At 64.1% G+C, this 18418-nt stretch carries 15 protein-coding genes; 5 read left to right on the forward strand and 10 right to left on the reverse strand.

Annotation, left to right across the window (positions count from 1 at the left end):
* Window positions 1-130 precede the first annotated feature (130 nt).
* Window positions 131-1207, reverse strand: a complete 1077-nt coding sequence (mtnA, locus tag ACIQUI_RS23185) for an S-methyl-5-thioribose-1-phosphate isomerase (RefSeq protein WP_403203013.1) — start codon at window positions 1205-1207, stop codon at window positions 131-133.
* Between the two features lie 203 nt (window positions 1208-1410).
* Between mtnA and ubiG the strand changes: the two genes are divergently transcribed.
* The 3 genes from ubiG (at window position 1411) to ACIQUI_RS23200 (ending at window position 3670) form a co-directional block, all read left to right on the forward strand.
* Window positions 1411-2109, forward strand: coding sequence for a bifunctional 2-polyprenyl-6-hydroxyphenol methylase/3-demethylubiquinol 3-O-methyltransferase UbiG (gene ubiG / locus ACIQUI_RS23190; protein ID WP_012271034.1), 699 nt, complete (start codon window positions 1411-1413; stop codon window positions 2107-2109).
* 2 nt (window positions 2110-2111) lie between these two features.
* Entirely contained in the window at window positions 2112-2783 is a 672-nt protein-coding gene (gene mupP, locus ACIQUI_RS23195) for an N-acetylmuramic acid 6-phosphate phosphatase MupP (RefSeq protein WP_403203016.1), read from the forward strand.
* Window positions 2784-2929: 146 nt separating this feature from the next.
* On the forward strand, window positions 2930-3670 hold the full coding sequence (locus tag ACIQUI_RS23200) for a YciK family oxidoreductase (protein WP_403203018.1): 741 nt from the start codon (window positions 2930-2932) through the stop codon (window positions 3668-3670).
* A gap of 125 nt (window positions 3671-3795) precedes the next feature.
* On the opposite strand, the gene ACIQUI_RS23205 is transcribed toward ACIQUI_RS23200, so the two are convergent.
* The 7 genes from ACIQUI_RS23205 to ACIQUI_RS23235 all read right to left on the reverse strand — a co-directional run bounded on the left by ACIQUI_RS23205 (window position 3796) and on the right by ACIQUI_RS23235 (window position 11752).
* Entirely contained in the window at window positions 3796-4581 is a 786-nt protein-coding gene (locus tag ACIQUI_RS23205; RefSeq protein ID WP_403203020.1) for a TenA family transcriptional regulator, read from the reverse strand.
* A gap of 31 nt (window positions 4582-4612) precedes the next feature.
* Entirely contained in the window at window positions 4613-7069 is a 2457-nt protein-coding gene (locus ACIQUI_RS23210) for an EAL domain-containing protein (RefSeq protein WP_403203022.1), read from the reverse strand.
* A gap of 238 nt (window positions 7070-7307) precedes the next feature.
* Window positions 7308-9140: an ABC transporter ATP-binding protein gene (locus ACIQUI_RS23215; RefSeq protein ID WP_403203024.1), complete on the reverse strand. Its 1833-nt coding sequence runs from the start codon at window positions 9138-9140 to the stop codon at window positions 7308-7310.
* Entirely contained in the window at window positions 9133-9765 is a 633-nt protein-coding gene (locus tag ACIQUI_RS23220; RefSeq protein WP_403203025.1) for a DsbA family protein, read from the reverse strand. Before ACIQUI_RS23220 ends, ACIQUI_RS23215 begins: the two co-directional genes overlap by 8 nt.
* Window positions 9766-9768: 3 nt before the next feature.
* Window positions 9769-10701 carry a rhodanese-related sulfurtransferase gene (locus tag ACIQUI_RS23225; protein ID WP_403203027.1) on the reverse strand — a complete coding sequence of 311 codons (933 nt, stop codon included), beginning with the start codon at window positions 10699-10701 and terminating at the stop codon, window positions 9769-9771.
* 219 nt (window positions 10702-10920) lie between these two features.
* A complete protein-coding gene (locus tag ACIQUI_RS23230; RefSeq protein ID WP_403203029.1) occupies window positions 10921-11217 on the reverse strand; it encodes a BolA family protein in 297 nt (98 codons plus the stop codon).
* Between the two features lie 10 nt (window positions 11218-11227).
* The gene (locus tag ACIQUI_RS23235; protein WP_003252642.1) at window positions 11228-11752 is read right to left on the reverse strand and encodes a DUF2059 domain-containing protein; all 525 of its coding nucleotides are present in this window, start codon (window positions 11750-11752) and stop codon (window positions 11228-11230) included.
* A 154-nt stretch (window positions 11753-11906) separates the two neighbouring features.
* On the opposite strand from ACIQUI_RS23235, the gene ACIQUI_RS23240 reads away from it, so the two are divergent.
* On the forward strand, window positions 11907-13301 hold the full coding sequence (locus tag ACIQUI_RS23240; RefSeq protein WP_403203031.1) for a class II fumarate hydratase: 1395 nt from the start codon (window positions 11907-11909) through the stop codon (window positions 13299-13301).
* A gap of 123 nt (window positions 13302-13424) precedes the next feature.
* On the opposite strand, the gene ACIQUI_RS23245 is transcribed toward ACIQUI_RS23240, so the two are convergent.
* Together ACIQUI_RS23245 and pap are read right to left on the reverse strand one after the other, a co-directional pair.
* Complete coding sequence (locus ACIQUI_RS23245; RefSeq protein ID WP_403203033.1) at window positions 13425-14387, reverse strand: DMT family transporter; 963 nt, start codon at window positions 14385-14387, stop codon at window positions 13425-13427.
* Between the two features lie 253 nt (window positions 14388-14640).
* Complete coding sequence (pap, locus tag ACIQUI_RS23250; RefSeq protein ID WP_403203035.1) at window positions 14641-16134, reverse strand: polyphosphate:AMP phosphotransferase; 1494 nt, start codon at window positions 16132-16134, stop codon at window positions 14641-14643.
* A 162-nt stretch (window positions 16135-16296) separates the two neighbouring features.
* Here pap and mnmC point away from each other — a divergent pair, with 162 nt between their 5' ends.
* Window positions 16297-18267: a bifunctional tRNA (5-methylaminomethyl-2-thiouridine)(34)-methyltransferase MnmD/FAD-dependent 5-carboxymethylaminomethyl-2-thiouridine(34) oxidoreductase MnmC gene (gene mnmC, locus ACIQUI_RS23255; RefSeq protein WP_403203037.1), complete on the forward strand. Its 1971-nt coding sequence runs from the start codon at window positions 16297-16299 to the stop codon at window positions 18265-18267.
* Window positions 18268-18418 lie beyond the last annotated feature (151 nt).

The following is an 18418-nucleotide window of genomic DNA, read 5'->3' on the forward strand; positions in this document are numbered from 1 at the left end:
TCCCCCCCCCCCCCCCCCCGCCCGCCCCCCCCCCCCCGCCCCCCCCCCCCCCCCCCCCCCCCCCCACCCCCGCCCCCCCCCCCCCCCCCCCCCCCCCCCCGCGAAGAGGCCAGTACAGGCAATACAACTATCAGTGCAACCGCTTGCGGCACATCAACTGCGCCAGTTTGGCGGCATCCGGCCGCTCCACAACGCCGCGTTCGGTCACGATCACATCGATCAGGTCGGCCGGGGTCACGTCGAATACCGGGTTGAACACCTCGACATCCGGCGCCACCCGGGTACCCGCTATGTCCAGCAGTTCGTCGGCGTCACGCTCTTCCAGCGGGATGTCCTCGCCAGTGGCCAGGTTCAGGTCGATGCTGGTGCTCGGCGCCACCACCATGAAACGCACACCGTGGTGCATGGCGCTGACCGCCAGCTGATAGGTGCCGATCTTGCTGGCCATGTCGCCGTTGGCCGCAATGCAGTCGGCCCCCACCACGACCCAGGTGATGCCCTTGGTCTTCATCAGGTGGGCCAGCGCCGAGTCGGCACACAGGGTCACCGGGATGCCCTCGTCGGCCAGCTCCCACGCAGTCAGCCGCGAGCCTTGCAGCCAGGGGCGGGTCTCGCCGGCATACACCCGCTCGACCATGCCGTCCAGGTAGCCGGCGCGAATCACCCCCAGCGCGGTGCCGAAGCCGCCGCTGGCAAGGGCGCCGGCATTGCCGTAGGTAAGCAGGGCCTGGGCATTGCCCTGGTGGCGACGGATCAGCTCGATGCCTTGCTGGGCCATGGTCAGGTTGGCTTCCCGGTCGCTTTCGTGGATAGCCACCGCTTCGGCCTCCAGCGCAGCCAGCACGTCTTCATCCGGGCGCAGGCGCTGCAGGCGCTCGCGCATGCAGTTCAGCGCCCAGAACAGGTTGGCGGCCGTGGGGCGCGCCTCGGCCAGGCTAAGGAAGTCTTCCTCCAGGTCCAGCTCCCAGTCGCCACCTTCGGCCAGCCGCTCTTCCAGCGCCAGCACCAGGCCGTAGGCCGCGGCAATGCCGATGGCCGAAGCACCGCGCACCGCCATGTCGCGGATTGCCGCTGCCACCTGCGCGACATTGTCGCAGGCCAGCCAGCGTTCTTCCGACGGCAGCAGGCGCTGGTCGAGCAGGTGCAAGATGCCGCCCTGCCAGCGGATCCCGGTCACCTTCTCCGCCGCCAAAAGTCGCTCGCGCATCGCCTCTCCCCGTCGTTCGCATGTCAAAAACCGGCGATTATAGCGACCCTCGGGGCCGAGCGCTCGGGTATACTCCGGCCTTTTCGAGCGCAAGCTGCAAGCTACAAGCAGCAAGAAAAAGCGAATGCGTACAAGGCCTGCTTTTTCTTGCAGCTTGCGGCTTATAGCTTGCAGCTTATAGCCAAGCTTCAGAGGACTGTTCAATGAGCAACGTCGACCGCGCCGAAATCGCCAAGTTCGAAGCGCTGGCCCACCGCTGGTGGGACCGCGAAAGCGAGTTCAAGCCGCTGCACGAAATCAACCCGCTGCGCGTCAACTGGATCGACGAACGCGCCAGCCTGGCCGGCAAGAAAGTGCTGGACGTAGGCTGCGGCGGCGGCATCCTCAGCGAAGCCATGGCCCTGCGCGGCGCCACGGTCACCGGCATCGACATGGGCGAAGCGCCGCTGGCCGTGGCCCAACTGCACCAGCTGGAATCCGGCGTGCAGGTGGAATACCGGCAGATCACCGCCGAAGCGCTGGCCGAGGAAATGCCTGAACAGTTCGACGTGGTCACCTGCCTGGAGATGCTCGAGCACGTGCCCGACCCGTCTTCGGTGATTCGCGCCTGCTACCGCATGGTCAAGCCGGGCGGCCAGGTGTTCTTCTCCACCATCAACCGCAACCCGAAGGCCTACCTGCTGGCCATCGTCGGCGCCGAGTACATCCTGAAGATGCTGCCGCGCGGCACGCATGACTTCAAGAAATTCATCCGCCCATCCGAACTGGGCGCCTGGAGCCGCGATGCCGGCCTGCAGGTGAAGGACATCATCGGCCTCACCTACAACCCGCTGACCAAGCACTACAAGCTCAACAGCGACGTCGACGTCAACTACATGATCCAGACCCTGCGCGAGGAATGAGCATGCGTTTGCGAGCAGTACTTTTCGACATGGACGGCACCTTGCTCGACACGGCGCCGGACTTCATTGCCATTTGCCAGGCCATGCTCGCCGACCGCGGCCTGCCGGCCGTTGACGACAACCTGATCCGCGGCGTGATCTCGGGCGGCGCTCGCGCCATGGTAGCCACCACCTTCGCCATGGACCCGCAAGCCGAAGGCTTCGAGGCCCTGCGCCTGGAGTTCCTGGAGCGTTACCAGCGCGACTGCGCGGTGCACAGCAAGCTGTTCGATGGCATGGCCGAGTTGCTGAGCGATATCGAGAAAGGCAACCTGCTGTGGGGCGTGGTCACCAACAAGCCGGTGCGCTTCGCTGAGCCGATCATGCAGCAACTGGGCCTGGCCGAGCGTTCGGCGCTGCTTATCTGCCCGGACCACGTGACAAACAGCAAACCCGACCCCGAGCCGCTGATCCTGGCCTGCAAGACCCTGGACCTGGACCCGGCCAGCGTGCTGTTCGTCGGCGACGACCTGCGCGACATCGAGTCTGGCCGCGACGCCGGCACCCGCACGGCGGCCGTGCGCTACGGCTATATTCATCCAGAGGACAACCCGAACAACTGGGGTGCCGACGTGGTGGTGGACCACCCACTGGAACTGCGCAAGGTGATCGACAGCGCGCTGTGCGGCTGCTGAGTTGCTACGGCTGACGACGGACCCTGTGGGAGCGGGCACGCCCGCGAAGCAGGCACCGCGGTGGATGGCACCGGCTTTGCCGGTGTTCGCGGGCATGCCCGCTCCCACAGGGTTCGGCGTTGCCCAATGAACAAGGGAAAAATCTGATGTTCGACTACACCGCCCGCCCCGACCTGCTGCAAGGCCGGGTCATCCTGGTTACCGGTGCCGGCCGCGGCATCGGCGCCGCTGCCGCCAAGGCCTACGCCGCGCTGGGCGCCACTGTGCTGCTGCTGGGCAAGACCGAAGCCAACCTGAACGAGGTCTACGACCAGATCGAAGCTGCCGGGTACCCGCAGCCGGTGGTTATCCCGTTCAACCTGGAAACCGCCCTGCCCCACCAGTACGACGAACTGGCGGTGATGATCGAGGACCAGTTCGGCCGCCTGGACGGCCTGCTGAACAACGCCTCGATCATTGGCCCGCGCACGCCGCTGGAGCAGTTGTCAGGCGACAACTTCATGCGCGTGATGCACATCAACGTGGATGCCACCTTCATGCTCACCAGCACCCTGCTGCCGCTGCTGAAACTGTCGGAAGACGCCTCGGTGGTGTTCACCAGCAGCAGTGTCGGGCGTAAAGGCCGGGCGTACTGGGGCGCTTATGGCGTTTCGAAGTTTGCCACCGAGGGCCTGATGCAGACCCTGGCCGACGAACTGGAAGGCGTGGCGCCGGTTCGTTCCAACAGCATCAACCCAGGGGCGACGCGCACGGCAATGCGCGCGCAGGCGTACCCTAGCGAGAACCCGCAGAACAACCCGCTGCCTGAAGAAATCATGCCGGTGTACCTGTACCTGATGGGGCCGGACAGCACCGGGGTGAACGGGCAGGCGTTCAACGCCCAGTAAGGTTTTTGCCTGTACCGGCCCTATCGCCGGCAAGCCAGCTCCCACAGGGATCCCACATTGCTCAGGCTTGTGGTGGACCTGTGGGAGCTGGCTTGCCGGCGATAGGGCCGGCACAGGAGAGCAGATCAGCCCGCCGCCAACGCCGGGCGCAAACGGCCTTGCTGGCGCCCTTCCAGCTGCATGCACCTTTCCAGGAACAGGAACATGCAGTCATAACTCTTGCAAATCGCCCTGCGCAACTCGGTGCGCAACCCCAGCGTCGGGTTCTCGCCAGCCAGGGTACAGATGATCTCCAGCGCCTCCCACGGGTGCGCATCGTCATACTGGGCGTGCATCTTCAGCCACTTCATCGCCCGCTTGCGCCCCTCCTCGGGGAAGCCCTGTGCATAGGTGTCGGTCGAGCACACCACCGCCGACCATTCGCCGGTCGCACCTTCAATGGCATAGTTGGTCGCCGCCATGGAAATCGCCAGGTTCTCGGTGGCACACACCCGCCAGCACCAGTCGTTCAGGCCGTTCAGCTCGGGCGGCACTTCCTGCGCCTGCAATTCGTGCAGGTGCACCCCGTGCGCCTGGCACCAGTTCACCCAGTAGTCGGCATGGTTCAGTTCAACGCGAATGTTGCGCATCAGCCAGCGCCGCGCCATGTCTTCGCCCTGATGGCGGCCATAGCGGGTTTTGGTCAGGTTATGTGCCATGTACAGCGAGAACTGCTCCACCACCGGCCAGCCACCGATCAGGTACTGACGAATGGTCGACTGCTTCAACTGCCCGTCGCGCAGGCGCGCGTAGAACTCGTGCTCGACCACCCGGCGCTTGCTTTCGCGGCAGTCTTCAATCAGTTGCTGGGCCCATTGGGGGTAGCTGGCGGGGTCCATCAAAGGCCCGATACGAACGAATGCATCAATCACTTTTCAGCTCCTTGACCCTTGTGATTTCTAGCTAGCGAAACGTGCCAGGTGCCCGCTGCAACAGAGGCCGGGCGGCGATCCGTTGGCGCTGCAGACTGTCACAGGTGAACACCTGCGGGCGTTCGATCAGGTAGCCCTGGGCGTAATCCACGCCTATTTCCTGTAGGGCCTGCTCGATCAAGGGTGTTTCGACAAACTCGGCGATGGTGCGCTTGCCCATGACATGGCCGATGTGGTTGATGACCTCGACCATGGCCCGGTTGACCGGGTCGTCGAGCATATCCTTGACGAAACTGCCGTCGATTTTCAGGAAATCCACGGGTAAATGCTTGAGGTAGGCGAACGACGACATGCCGGCGCAAAAATCATCGAGCGAGAAGCGGCAACCCAACCCCTTCAACTCGTTGATGAAGCGGATGGCGCTGCCCAGGTTGGCGATGGCGCTGGTTTCGGTGATTTCGAAACAGATCATCCGTGGCGGGATGGCGTATTCGATAAACAGCCGCTGCAGGTATTCGAGGAACTTGTCATCGCCGATGCTCGACCCTGACAAGTTGATCGCACAGATCGACAGCGGCCCTTCGCGCCCTTCATCCAGGCACTGGCGGATCACCTGAAACACATTGCGCACCACCCAGCGGTCCAGCGCGGTCATCAGGCCGTAGCGCTCGGCCGCCGGAATGAAGCTGCTGGGCAGGATGGTGCGGCCGCTTTCGTCGTGCAGGCGCAGCAGGATTTCAATATGCCCCGGGCCTTCAAAGGATTTCAGCGGGGCAATTTCCTGGGCGTACAGGCAGAAGCGGTTTTCTTCCAGGGCCACGTGCAGGCGCTGGATCCAGGCCATTTCACCAAAGCGCATAGACAGCTCGCTGTCGTCGGCGTGGTACACCTGCACGCGGTTGCGCCCCTTTTCCTTGGCCATGTAGCAGGCCATGTCGGCAGCGCGCAGCGAGGTTTCGAGGGTGCCGGGGGCCTGCGCCATGTGCACCAGGCCGACGCTGACCGTGGTGACGAACGGCCGCCCCTTCCACACGAAGTGCAGGCTTTGCACCATCTGGCGTAATTGCTCGGCAATGCGCTCGGCCTGGTCGGGCGGGCAGTTTTCCAGCAGCACGCCGAACTCGTCGCCACCCAGCCGGGCCAGGGTGTCACCTTCGCGCAGGCCCGATTGCAGCACGGCGCAGATGTGCCGCAGCAGTTCGTCACCTGCGGCGTGCCCAGAGGTGTCGTTGACCAGCTTGAACTGGTCAAGGTCAAGGAACATCAGCGAATGCCGGCCAGCCTGGCGCGCCAGGCCGTTCAACGCCTGCTCCAGGCGGTACTCGAACTCGCGGCGGTTGGCCAGGCCGGTCAAGGCGTCGTGGGTAGCCTGCCAGGACAGGTTGGCGATGTACTGGCGCTCCTGGGTCATGTCGTGCAGCACCAGTACGATGCCGCTGACCTGGCCGTCATTGACAATCGGCGAGCCCACCAGGTTGATCGACACCGTGCTGCCATCCAGGCGCTGGATCAGCCGGGCATGCTCGGCGCCACCCTTGAGGCTGCCGCTGAGCACCTGCTCGACCAGGCTGCCGCCGTCTTCCTCGGCTTGTTCGTCCACCAGGCTGAACAGCGCCGACAGCGGCAAGCCCTGGGCCTGGCCAGACTGCCAGTGGGTCAATTGCTCGGCGGCCGGGTTCATGTAGCCGATGCAGCCCTCCACATCGGTGGTAATCACCGCATCGCCAATGGCCTGCAGGGTGATCTGCGCGCGCTCCTTTTCTTCCTGCAGGGCACTGGCAAAGGCCTGACGCTGGGCCAGCAGCTTGCTGGAGCGGCGCCAGGCGATGGAAATAAGGAACATTGCCGTCAGCAGGTTGGTGATCATCAGCACCCGCAGCAGCATGCGCGAGCCCTCACCCAAGGCATCGCTGAAGGCCTTGGCGGCGGGGGTAACGCCCTCGTTGATGGTAACGATACGGGCCTTCCAGGCGCTTAGCGTCTGGGCGTCGACGGGGCCGCTGGCAAAGCGTTGGCGCATTTCGCCGGCCAGCACATCCAGCTTGGCCAGGTAATCATCGCCGATGTCCCAGTAGTCGATGGCTGTCTGCATGTAGCTGACATGCCGGAAGTTGCGGTAGAACCAGATGATGCGCGTGACATCTTCGGGGTGGTTGCCGCCTTGCAGCACCGCCTGGCGCGCGGCATCCAGGTCAGGGCTGGGGTGGTCCAGCACCTCGCGCAAGTGGTGGTCGCCCTGGGGCACGGTGATCGCCTGGCGATAGCGCTGGTAGGTGCTGTCGTCGCGGGTTTCGGCGTACAGGTTGAGGTAGTAGATGGCGTCTTTCTGCGCCTTGGACCACAGGCTTTCGCCCGCGACATAGGCGCGCACGGCCGACAGCGTATACAGGCTGAGGCTACCCAGCGCCACCTGGAACACCACAACGGCGATAAAAGGCCAGGTGATGCCGAGCAGCTTGGGCGCTTCTAGAGTGCGATGTCCCTTCATGGATTCCCTGTCACAGAGCAGATAAGGCGCAAATCAACCCAGACAAGCACAGCGTAGGCCATTTGCCATCGCTGTGGAGGGGATTTTTATGACAAGGAGCCGGGGGATTTGTACAGGGCCTGCACCGGCCCTATCGCCGGCAAGCCAGCTCCCACAGGGTTACCACAGCCCCGAGCATTGTGGGATCCCTGTGGGAGCCGGCTTGCCGGCGATAGGGCCAGAACAGGCAACCCAGTATTCAGCTCTGCTGCAGGTGCCCATAAAGCTTGGCATACAACCCACCTTCGGCAATCAGCTGCTGGTGGTCGCCATCTTCGGCCACATGCCCGCCATCGAACACCAGCACCCGGTCGGCCTGCTTCACTGCCGACAGCCGGTGGGCAATGATCAGTGTGGTACGGCCGCTGAGGAAGCGCCCCAGGGCCTGGTGCAGGTTGTACTCGGTAGCCGCATCCAGGGCCGAGGTGGCCTCGTCGAGGATAACCACCTTGGGCTCGGCCAGCACCATGCGGGCAATGGCCAGGCGCTGGCGCTGGCCGCCGGACAAGCGCACGCCCGAGCGCCCCACCACGCTGTCCAGGCCCTGCGGCAAGGCGGCGATGGTGGCATCCAGCTGGGCGATGCGCAGCGCCTGCCAGCAGGCGTCATCGCTGCAGTCGCGGCCCATGGCCAGGTTGGCGCGCACGGTATCGTTGAACAGCGACGGGTGCTGCAATACCACCGCCACATTTTCGCGCAGGGTTTCCAGGCCGATTTCCTGAAGGCTGGCACCGCCAAAGCGGATAGTCCCGGCCTGGGCGCTGTACAGGCCCAGCAACAGTTGCACCAAGGTGCTCTTGCCACCACCACTGGCGCCGACTATCGCCACCTTTTCGCCCGCCGCGATGGACAAGTCGAGGTTGTCCAGCACCGGCTCGTCGGCATAGGCAAAGCGCAGGTCGCGCACGTCGATGCCCACCGTCTCGCGCCCGGCGAACGGGTCGCAGGCGGCCGGGTACTGTGGCTCGTCGGCACGCGCCAGCAGCTCGTTGAGGCGGCTCAGCGCACCACCGGCGGCGTAGTAGGCGTATTGCAGGTTGAGCAACTGCTCCACCGGGCCGATCATGAACCACAGGTAGCTGAACACCGCCAGCATCTGGCCGATCGACAGGTCGGAGAACAGCACGGTAAGCATGGCTGCCGCGCGGAAAATGTCGATACCGAACTGGAACAGCAAGCCACTGGCACGGCCACTGGCATCGCTTTTCCACTGCGAGTCCACGGCGTAGTCGCGCACTTCGCGGGCACGCAGGCCCAGGCGCCCCAGGAAGTAGCCCTGGCGGTTGCCGGCGCGGATTTCCTGGATGGCGTCGAGGGTTTCCGTCAGCGCCTGGGTAAAGCGCGCAGTGCTGTCGTTCTCAAGCTTTTTCAGGTGTTTGACGCGCTTGCCGAGCTGCACGGTGAAGTAGATCACCAGCGGGTTGAACAGCAGGATCAGCAAGGCCAGCTGCCAGTGCATCCAGATCAGGATTGCCGCGGTGCCAGTCAACGTCAGCATGGCCACCAAAAAGCGGCTGAGCGTTTCGCCCACGAACTTGTCGAGGGTGTCCAGGTCGGTGACCAGGTGGGTGGTCACCGTGCCGCTACCCAGGCTTTCGTATTCCTTCAGCGAAATGCGCTTGAGCCGCTCGATCAGGCGGATGCGCAAGCGGTAGACGATATCCTTGGCCAGGCCGGCGAACAGCTTGGCCTGCACCACGTTGAACGCCAGTGCAGCCAGGCGCAGGCACAGGGTAAGTGCCAGCATCAGCCCGATGTACCCGGCCGCTACCTGCCAACCGGACGGCAACAGGTGGTTCATCCACTTGAGTGCGGCATCGCCATGACCCAGCAACACTTCATCCACCAGCAGTGGCAGCAGCAGCGGAATCGGCACGCTGCAACAGGCTGCCAGTACTGCGATGAAATTGGCGGACCAGAGGTTCTTCTTGTGATGCAGGGCCAGGCGGCGGATTTCCGCCCAGCTCAGTCGATCGCCCGCAGTGTGGGGTTTGCCCGGTACCGGGTCGGGTGACCCAGGCACATCAAGCACAGGCGGCCTGCTGCAGCCAGCGGCCGAGCAAGGGTTGCAGCCGTTCCAGCGCCTGATAGCCGTTGGTCAGCAAGGCCAGTTGGCCATTGCGCTCGGCCAGCAGGGTCGGGAAACCGGCAATACCCAGGTCCTGAGCCCAGCTGAAATCGGCTGCGGTGGCAGCACGCGTGTCGGCACGGGCGAAGGTTTCGGCGAACACGGCGCGGTCGAAGCCTGCCTGTTCCGCCAGCTCGACCAACTGTGGCGCGGTGGTCACATCCACGCCCTGCTCGTAGAACGAACGCTGGATCAGCGCCAGCAGCGGCCAGACGCGCTCGGCGTCCAGCTCGCGGGCGGTGACCAAGGCACGGCAGGCCGGCTCGGTGTCGTAGACAAAACCGTCGGGCATGGCGCCTTCGAAGCGGAACGGCTGGCCGGTAGCCTCGGCCACCGCCTGCCAGTGTTCGAGGATGTACTTGCGGGTAGAACTGTCCAGCGCGCTGCCACCGGTGCGCAAGCCACCCACCACCAGCCGGGTGGCAACGCCCGCTTCACGCGCCTGGGCGATCAGGGCCGCCGCCACTGGCGCGAAACCCCAGCACCAGGAGCACATCGGGTCCATCACATAGATCAGGCGTGCAGACATGCATCAGGCCTCGGCTTTGTAGTTGTAACCGATCGGGTGCGGCAGGTTGCGGGCCTTGGCCAGCTCGATCTGCTTCTGCCGGTCGATGGCGCTGCGCCGGGTCTTCTCGCTCAGGGTGTCCCAGCAATGCGGGCAGCTGACACCTGGCGAATAGTGCTCGGACGCGCGCTCCTCTGCATTGATCGGGTGGCGGCAGGCGTGGCACTGGTCGTACTCGCCTTCGCTCAGGTCATGGCGCACCGTGACGCGGTTGTCGAAGACAAAGCAGTCGCCGTCCCACAGGCTCTCTTCCTGAGGCACTTCCTCGAAGTATTTCAGGATGCCGCCCTTAAGATGATAGACCGCATCAAAGCCTTCACCGAGCATGTAGCTGGAAGCTTTTTCGCAACGGATGCCGCCGGTACAGAACATGGCGACCTTCTTGTGCTTGCTGGGGTCGAAGTTGGCCTTGATGTAGTCCGGGAACTCGCGGAAGGTTTCGGTCTTGGGGTCGATGGCGCCCTTGAAGGTGCCAATGGCCACTTCGTAATCGTTGCGGGTGTCGATCAGCAGCACTTCCGGGTCGCTGATCAGCGCGTTCCAGTCCTTGGGATCGACGTAGGTGCCGACCGCCTTGTTCGGGTCCACGCCCGGCACGCCGAGGGTGACGATCTCTTTCTTGAGCTTGACCTTGGTGCGGTAGAACGGTTGTTCGTCGCAGTACGACTCTTTATGGTCGACATCGACCAGGCGCGGGTCGTTGCGCAACCAGGCCAGCAGGCCATCGATGCCTTCGCGGGTGGCCGACACGGTGCCGTTGATGCCCTCCTGGGCCAGCAGCAGGGTGCCTTTGACGTTGTTGTCGAGCATGGCCTTGAGCAGGGGCTCGCGCAGATCGACGTAGTCTTCAAGGGTAACGAACTTGTACAGCGCCGCAACGACGATGGCTTGGGACATGAAGCAGGTTCTCCAGGTGGTTGCCCTCGTAAGGGGCGGACCGGGTTGAGCAAAAAACAGGGGGCTGCTTCGCAGCCCATCGCAGGCAAGCCAGCTCCCACAGGTACAGCGCCAGCTTCAAGAAGAGCGCTGTACCTGTGGGAGCTGGCTTGCCTGCGATGGGCCGCGCAGCGGCCCCCTTTGGGATGTTGCAGATTCTACCAGAACAACAGAAAGGTTTCAGTGCCCGCCGCCCGCGCACACCGGCGAGGCCGGTGCAACGCCGACCTTGGCCCACTCTTCGGCGGTGTAGGTGTGGATAGCCAGGGCGTGGATTTCGCCCATCAGCTCGCCCATGGTGGCGTACACCTTCTGGTGGCGCTTGACGCTGTTCAACCCGGCAAACTGCTCGCAGACGATCACTGCCTTGTAGTGGGTCTCCTGACCACGACTGTGCATGTGGCTTTCGTTGAGCACTTGCAGGTGTTGCGGCGCCAGGGCGGCCAGCTGTCTTTCAATACGCTGTTGCATGGTCATCGCGGGGTGCTCACTTCTTGGCTGGGGCAGCGGCCTTGCCAGCGTTCGGGTCCAGCTCCTTGGTCATGTCTTCCAGCAGCTTGTTCACCACCGGTACTGCTGGCTCCAGGCTCTGCTGGGTCAGCTGGGCCGACTGCTGGGTGACCTTGGGCATTTCACGCAGTACTTTCTTGCCCAGCGGCGACTCGTAGAACTTGACCAGGTCTTTCAGTTCCTGCTCGGTGAAGGTCTGGGTGTAGAGGTCGACCATCTTCGGCTTCAGCTTGTTCCAGCCGATGGCGTTGTCCAGCGCGGCGTTGGCCTTGGCCTGGTAGCTTTCCAGCACTGGCTGCTTGGCGGCCGGCGCCTTGGTCTGGGCGAAGCGCTGGGCGAACATCTGCTGCACTTGCATGTACACCGGGGTGCCCAGCTTGTCGGCGTTGGCCAGGGTCAGGAATTTCTCGGCAGCAGCGTTATGGCTGGCGGTGGCAGCGAGTACCTGGCCGCTGGCGCAAACCAGGGCAACGGCGGCACAAAGGACACGGAGACGGGTCATTGCATTTCCTTCAAGGAGAGGGAGGCGGGTACCTCAGAGTAGAGCATTCTGCGCCGTGGTGGCGATGTGCTCAAGTGGCACGACGAGCGACTGAACCGCTCGGTCGATTCAGGGCCTAAACTGCGAATTCGAACTACACAGGAGTGAGTACAGAATGAGCCGTATCGAGACAGACAGCCTGGGCCCGGTGGAAGTTCCGGAGGACGCCTACTGGGGTGCGCAGACCCAGCGTTCGCTGATCAACTTCGCCATTGGCAAGGAACGCATGCCCCTCGCGGTGCTGCACGCCCTGGCGCTGATCAAGAAGGCCGCGGCACGCGTCAACGACCGCAACGGCGACCTGCCGGCCGACATCGCCCGGCTGATCGAACAGGCCGCCGACGAAGTGCTGGCAGGCCAGCATGACGACCAGTTTCCGTTGGTCGTCTGGCAAACCGGCAGCGGCACCCAGAGCAACATGAACGTCAACGAGGTGATTGCCGGGCGCGCCAACGAACTGGCCGGCAAGGGCCGCGGCGGCAAGGCACCGGTGCACCCCAACGACCACGTCAACCGCTCGCAGAGCTCCAACGACTGCTTCCCCACGGCCATGCACATTGCAGCGGCCCAGGCAGTGCATGAAAAACTGCTGCCGGCGCTTGCCGAGCTGTCGTCGGGGCTTGCCGAGTTGTCGGCGCGCCACCAGAAGCTGGTGAAGACCGGCCGTACGCACATGATGGACGCCACGCCGATCACCTTCGGCCAGGAGGTTTCAGCCTTCGTTGCCCAACTCGACTATGCCCAGTGTGCCATCCGCGCTACCTTGCCGGCGGTATGCGAGCTGGCCCAGGGCGGCACTGCCGTGGGTACCGGCCTTAACGCGCCGCATGGCTTTGCCGAGGCCATCGCTGCGGAACTGGCGGCGGAATCCGGCCTGCCGTTCGTCACGGCGCCGAACAAGTTTGCCGCCCTCGCCGGCCACGAACCGCTGACCAGCCTGGCGGGCGCCCTGAAGACCCTGGCCGTTGCCCTGATGAAAATCGCCAATGACCTGCGCCTGCTCGGCTCCGGCCCACGCGCCGGGCTGGCCGAAGTGCGCCTGCCGGCCAACGAGCCGGGCAGCTCGATCATGCCGGGCAAGGTCAACCCTACCCAGTGCGAGGCGCTGTCGATGCTGGCCTGCCAGGTGCTGGGCAACGACGCGGCCATCGGCTTTGCCGCCAGCCAGGGGCACTTGCAGCTCAATGTGTTCAAGCCGGTGATCATCCATAACCTGTTGCAGTCGATCGAACTGCTGGCCGATGGCTGCAGTAACTTCCAGCTGCACTGCGTGGCGGGCATCGAGCCGGATGCAGGGCAGATGGCTGCGCATCTGGAGCGCGGGTTGATGCTGGTGACGGCGCTTAACCCGCATATCGGGTATGACAAAGCTGCGGAGATTGCCAAGAAGGCCTACAGCGAGGGCAAGACCTTGAGGGAGGCTGCACTGGAGTTGAAGTATTTGACCAATGAGCAGTTTGACCAGTGGGTAAGGCCGGAGAACATGCTGGCACCGGGTGGCAAAGGATGAGCTACCTATAACCTGTACCGGCCTCTTCGCGGGCAAGCCCGCTCCCACAGGGATCGCACAACACTCAGGCTTGTGGTTATCCTGTGGGAGCGGGCTTGCCCGCGAAGAGGCCGGTACAGAAAATCAATTAACCCGGGCCAACCGCGCCCTCCTCGCCCGCCACCCGGCCACCAGCGATGGCCCCAGCGCCACCAGCGCCGAGCCGAATACCACCGTCACCGCCCCCACATACCCCAGGGCATTGATGTCTTCGGCCTGCACATGCTCCGGCCACACCAGCGCCGCCAGTGCCACCGCAACAAACGTCACCAGCGGCGTCAGCGCCAGCGTGGCACTGACCCGCGATGCCTCCCAGTGCGCCAGCGCTTCGGCAAACGCGCCGTAGGCCACCAGGGTATTAAGGCAACAGGCCAACAAAAGCCAGCCCTGAACCGGGGTCAACTGCAACACCTCCAGCGGGTGAACCCAAGGCGTCAGCAGTGCAGCGCAACTGAGGTAGATCACCATCATCACCTGCTGAGAATGCCACACGGTCAGCAACTGCTTCTGGCTCAGGGCGTAGAACACCCAGATGCTGGTGGCCAGCAGAACGGTCAGCACGCCGGTGGTATAGGCACCCAGCGAGGTCAGCAGCTCTTCCAGGCGCTGGTTGAAAAACAGCCCGAACCCCGCCAGCAATATCAGCAGCCCAACGCCCTGCCCCAGGCTGAAACGCTCGTGGAACACGAATACGCTGGCCACCAGCAACAGCACCGGGCCGAGCTGCACCACCAACTGCGCAGTGCCGGGGCTTAACAGGTTGAGCCCGATCAGGTACAGCACGTAGTTGCCCATCAGGCCAAGTACAGCAACTGCCACCAGGCCCTTGCCCTTGGGCGCAAGCCTGGCGAATGAAGGAAGGCGCCGGTTGGCTGCAAGCCAGGCGAACAGCAAGCCGCCGGAGACCAGCAGGCGGTACCAGGTAACGGTGATCGGGTCGACCACTTGCAGCACCTGCTTGAGCTTGATCGGCAAGATGCCCCAAAGCAGCGCAGTCAAAAGTGCCAGGAACAGGCCGTAGCTCCAACGGCCGGAAGTGGTGTGCATAGCGTCCTCGATCAAGCCCGTGGTGGGGGTGGTTGAATTCTACGGGCTTGGAGGGTGCCTACGGTGGAGAGTGCCGAGAAAAGAATTCATCAGGTCATTCTTGCGGGGCATGGTTTGGCAGATGAGGTGCCTGTTCCGGCCTCTTCGCGGGCACGCCCGCTCCCACAGGGACCGCACAACGCTCAGCCCTGTGATGATCCTGTGGGAGCGGGCGTGCCCGCGAAGAGGCCAGAACAGGCAACATCACCTTCAGCTATTTCTTGTCCTTGGCAAACGCCGCCTCAAGCGCCTGGTTGATGGTGCGCAACACCTTCACCCGCGCCCAGCGTTTGTCGTTGGCCTCCACCAGCGTCCATGGCGCGATCTCGCTGCTGGTGCGGTCGACCATGTCGCCCACCGCCTGGGCATAGTCGTCCCACTTTTCGCGGTTGCGCCAGTCGTCCTCGGTGATCTTGTAGCGCTTGAACGGGATCTGCTGGCGCTCTTCAAAGCGCTCCAGCTGGGTCTGCTGGTCAATCGACAACCAGAACTTGACCACCACTACGCCGGCATTCACCAACTGCTCTTCAAAGTCATTGATCTCGCTGTAGGCGCGCATCCAGTCGGCCGGGGTGCAGAAGCCCTCTACCCGCTCCACCAGCACCCGGCCATACCAGGAGCGGTCGAAGATGGTGAACTTGCCACGCGCCGGGATATGCCGCCAGAACCGCCACAAGTACGGCTGTGCGCGCTCTTCTTCGGTGGGCGCGGCAATCGGCACGATGCGGTATTGGCGTGGGTCCAGTGCTGCCGCTACACGGCGGATGGCGCCACCCTTGCCCGCGGCATCGTTGCCTTCGAACACGGCCACCAGGGCATGCCGGCGCATGTGCTTGTCACGCAGCAGGCCGGCCAGGCGCGCCTGTTCGGCCATCAGCTGTTCCTGGTAGTCGGCCTTGTCCAGGCGCAGGGTCAAGTCCAGCGCACCAAGCAGGCTGCGGTCGTCGATGCTGCGGCCCAGCGGCGCGACGTTGCCCCGGTGCTTGCCCTTGGGGTTATTGGCCAGCGCAGCTTGCAGGCTTTCCAGCAGGATGCGCCCCACCGCCAGGCTGCGGTAGTGCGGGTCTACGCCTTCAACGATATGCCAGGGCGCATAGTCGCGGCTGGTGCGGCGCAGCACACGCTCGCCAAAACGTACGAAGCGGTCATAGGTTTGCGACTGCTGCCAGTCCAGCGGGCTGATCTTCCAGCTGTGCAGCGGGTCGTCCTTGAGCGATTTCAGCCGTGCCTTCATCTGCTTCTTGGACAGGTGGAACCAGAACTTGATGATCAGCGCGCCTTCATCGCACAGCATTTCCTCCAGCCGCTCGGCGCCGGTAATGGCCTGGTCGAGCACGGCATCCTTGAACACCCCGTGCACCCGCCCCTGCAACATCTGGCTGTACCAATTGCCGAAGAACACGCCCATCCGCCCTTTCGGTGGCAGGGCCCGCCAGTAGCGCCAGGCCGGCGGGCGGGCCAGTTCTTCGTCGGTCTGCTGGTCGAAGGTGAGCACATCGATCATGCGCGGGTCCATCCACTCGTTGAGCAGCTTGACCGTCTCGCCTTTGCCCGCGCCTTCCACGCCGTTGATCAGCACGATCACCGGGAAGCGCGCCTGCTGCTTGAGTTCGTACTGGGCTTCGAGCAGGGCCTCGCGCAAAGCGGGTACCTCGGCGTCGTAAGCCTCCTTGTCGATGCTGTGGCCGATTTCGGCGGATTCGAACATGCATTGGCTCCTTCAATGGATAAGCAAGACTAGCGGAATTCGAAGCTGCAAGCTGCAAGCTGCAAGCTGCAAGCTGCAAGAAACTGCAAGCCATGCCACCATCTGCTTTTTCTTGCAGCTTAAAGCTTGCAGCTTGCAGCTCATCTCCCAGTGAAACCAGCCATGCCAGAATCCACCCTCCTCCAGCACGCCCAGATCGACTGGGACGACCAAGGCCGCCCCCATTCACGGCAATACGACGACGTCTATTTCGCGGTCAACGAAGGCATCGAAGAAACCAAACACGTGTTCCTCGGCCAGACCCGCCTGGCCGAGCGCTTTGCCAGCCTGGCCCCGCACACCTGCACGGTGATTGGCGAAACCGGTTTTGGCACCGGCATGAACTTTTTCTGCGCCTGGCAGCTGTTTGACGAACATGCCCACAGCGACGCACGCCTGCACTTTGTCAGTGTCGAGAAGTACCCCCTCGGCCTCGACGATATGGTCCGTGCGGTGCGCCTGTGGCCGGAGCTTGCTGCCTATACCGAGCCGCTGCTGGAGCAGTACGTGGCGGTGCACCCAGGCTTTCAACAGTTCACGCTGGCCAATGGCCGGGTCACCCTCACCCTGCTGATCGGCGATGTGCTGGAACAGCTACCGCAGCTGGATGCGCAGATCGATGTGTGGTTCCTCGATGGCTTCGCCCCGGCCAAGAACCCCGACATGTGGACCCCGGAGCTGTTCGCGCAACTGGCGCGGCTGTCGCACCCGGGTACCGTGCTGGGCACCTTCACCACCACGGGCTGGGTACGCCGCAGCCTGGTCGAAGCTGGCTTTGCCATGAAGAAGGTGCCGGGCATCGGCAAGAAGTGGGAGGTGATGAGCGGCGCTTACGTCGGCCCCCAGCCCGGCGCCAGCGCGCCCTGGTATGCACGCCCGGGTACCGCACCTGGTCCACGTGAGGCGCTGGTGATCGGTGCCGGGCTGGCGGGTAGCACAACCGCAGCCAGCCTGGCCCGGCGTGGCTGGCAGGTGACCGTGCTGGAGCGCCACGAGGGCCCGGCGCAGGAGGCCTCGGGCAACCCGCAAGGGGTGTTGTACCTCAAGTTGTCTGCCCACGGCACTGCGCTGTCGCAAATGATCCTGTCCGGTTTCGGCTACACCAGGCGCCAGCTCGAGCGCTTGCAACGTGGCCACGATTGGGATGCGTGCGGCGTGCTGCAACTTGCCTTCGACAGCAAGGAAGCCGAGCGCCAGGGCAAGCTGGCCGCTGCCTTCGACCGCAACCTGCTGCAATCGCTGGAACGCGCTGAAGCCGAAGCCATCGCCGGGGTAGCCTTGCCGGCTGGCGGCTTGTACTACCCCGAAGGCGGCTGGGTGCATCCGCCAGCGCTATGCGGGCAGCAGTTGCAGCACCCAGGGATTCGCCTGCTGACGCACCAGGAAGTCATCGAGCTGCGCAAGGTGGGTGACCACTGGCAAGCCTGGGCTGGCGAGCGCCTGCTGGCCAGCGCGCCGGTGGTCGTCCTGGCCGGTGCCGCCGAGGTGCGGCGCTTCGAGCCTTGCGCGCAGTTGCCGCTCAAGCGCATCCGTGGGCAGATCACCCGCCTGCCGGCCACCGCCAGCAGCCGGGCACTGCGCACCGTGGTGTGTGCGGAGGGTTATGTGGCGCCGCCGCGTGGGGGTGAGCATACCTTGGGCGCGAGCTTTGATTTCCACAGCGAAGACCTGGCGCCGACTGTGGCCGAGCATCAGGGCAACCTGGCGTTGCTGGATGAGATCTCGACTGATCTGGCCCAGCGCCTGGGCGCGGCAAAGCTGGACCCTGAGCAATTGCAGGGGCGTGCGGCGTTCCGTTGCACCAGCCCGGACTACTTGCCAATTGTCGGGCCGGTGGCCGATGGGCAGGCGTTTGCCGAGGCTTATGCGGTGCTGGGGCGGGATGCGCGGCAGGTGCCGGATGTGGCTTGCCCTTGGCTGGAGGGCTTGTATGTGAACAGCGGGCACGGTTCGCGCGGGTTGATCACGGCGCCGCTGAGTGGCGAGCTGGTGGCGGCCTGGGTGTGTGGGGAACCGTTGCCGTTGCCACGGGCAGTGGCGGAGGCTTGTCATCCGAACCGGTTTGGGTTGCGGCGGTTGGTTCGGGGGAAGTGATTGCATCGGGTGAAGTGATTGCTTCGGGGGGCTTGCCGATGGATTCGCGCCGCCTGTGAGATCGAGCGCCGCCCGCGCGGCGCTTCGCGGGGCAAGCCCGCTCCCACATTTGTTGCAACGTGCCGAACCTGTCAGGCCATGGTTGCCAGCC

The sequence above is a fragment of the Pseudomonas sp. NPDC090592 genome, assembly GCF_044769185.1.
Taxonomy (GTDB): domain Bacteria; phylum Pseudomonadota; class Gammaproteobacteria; order Pseudomonadales; family Pseudomonadaceae; genus Aquipseudomonas.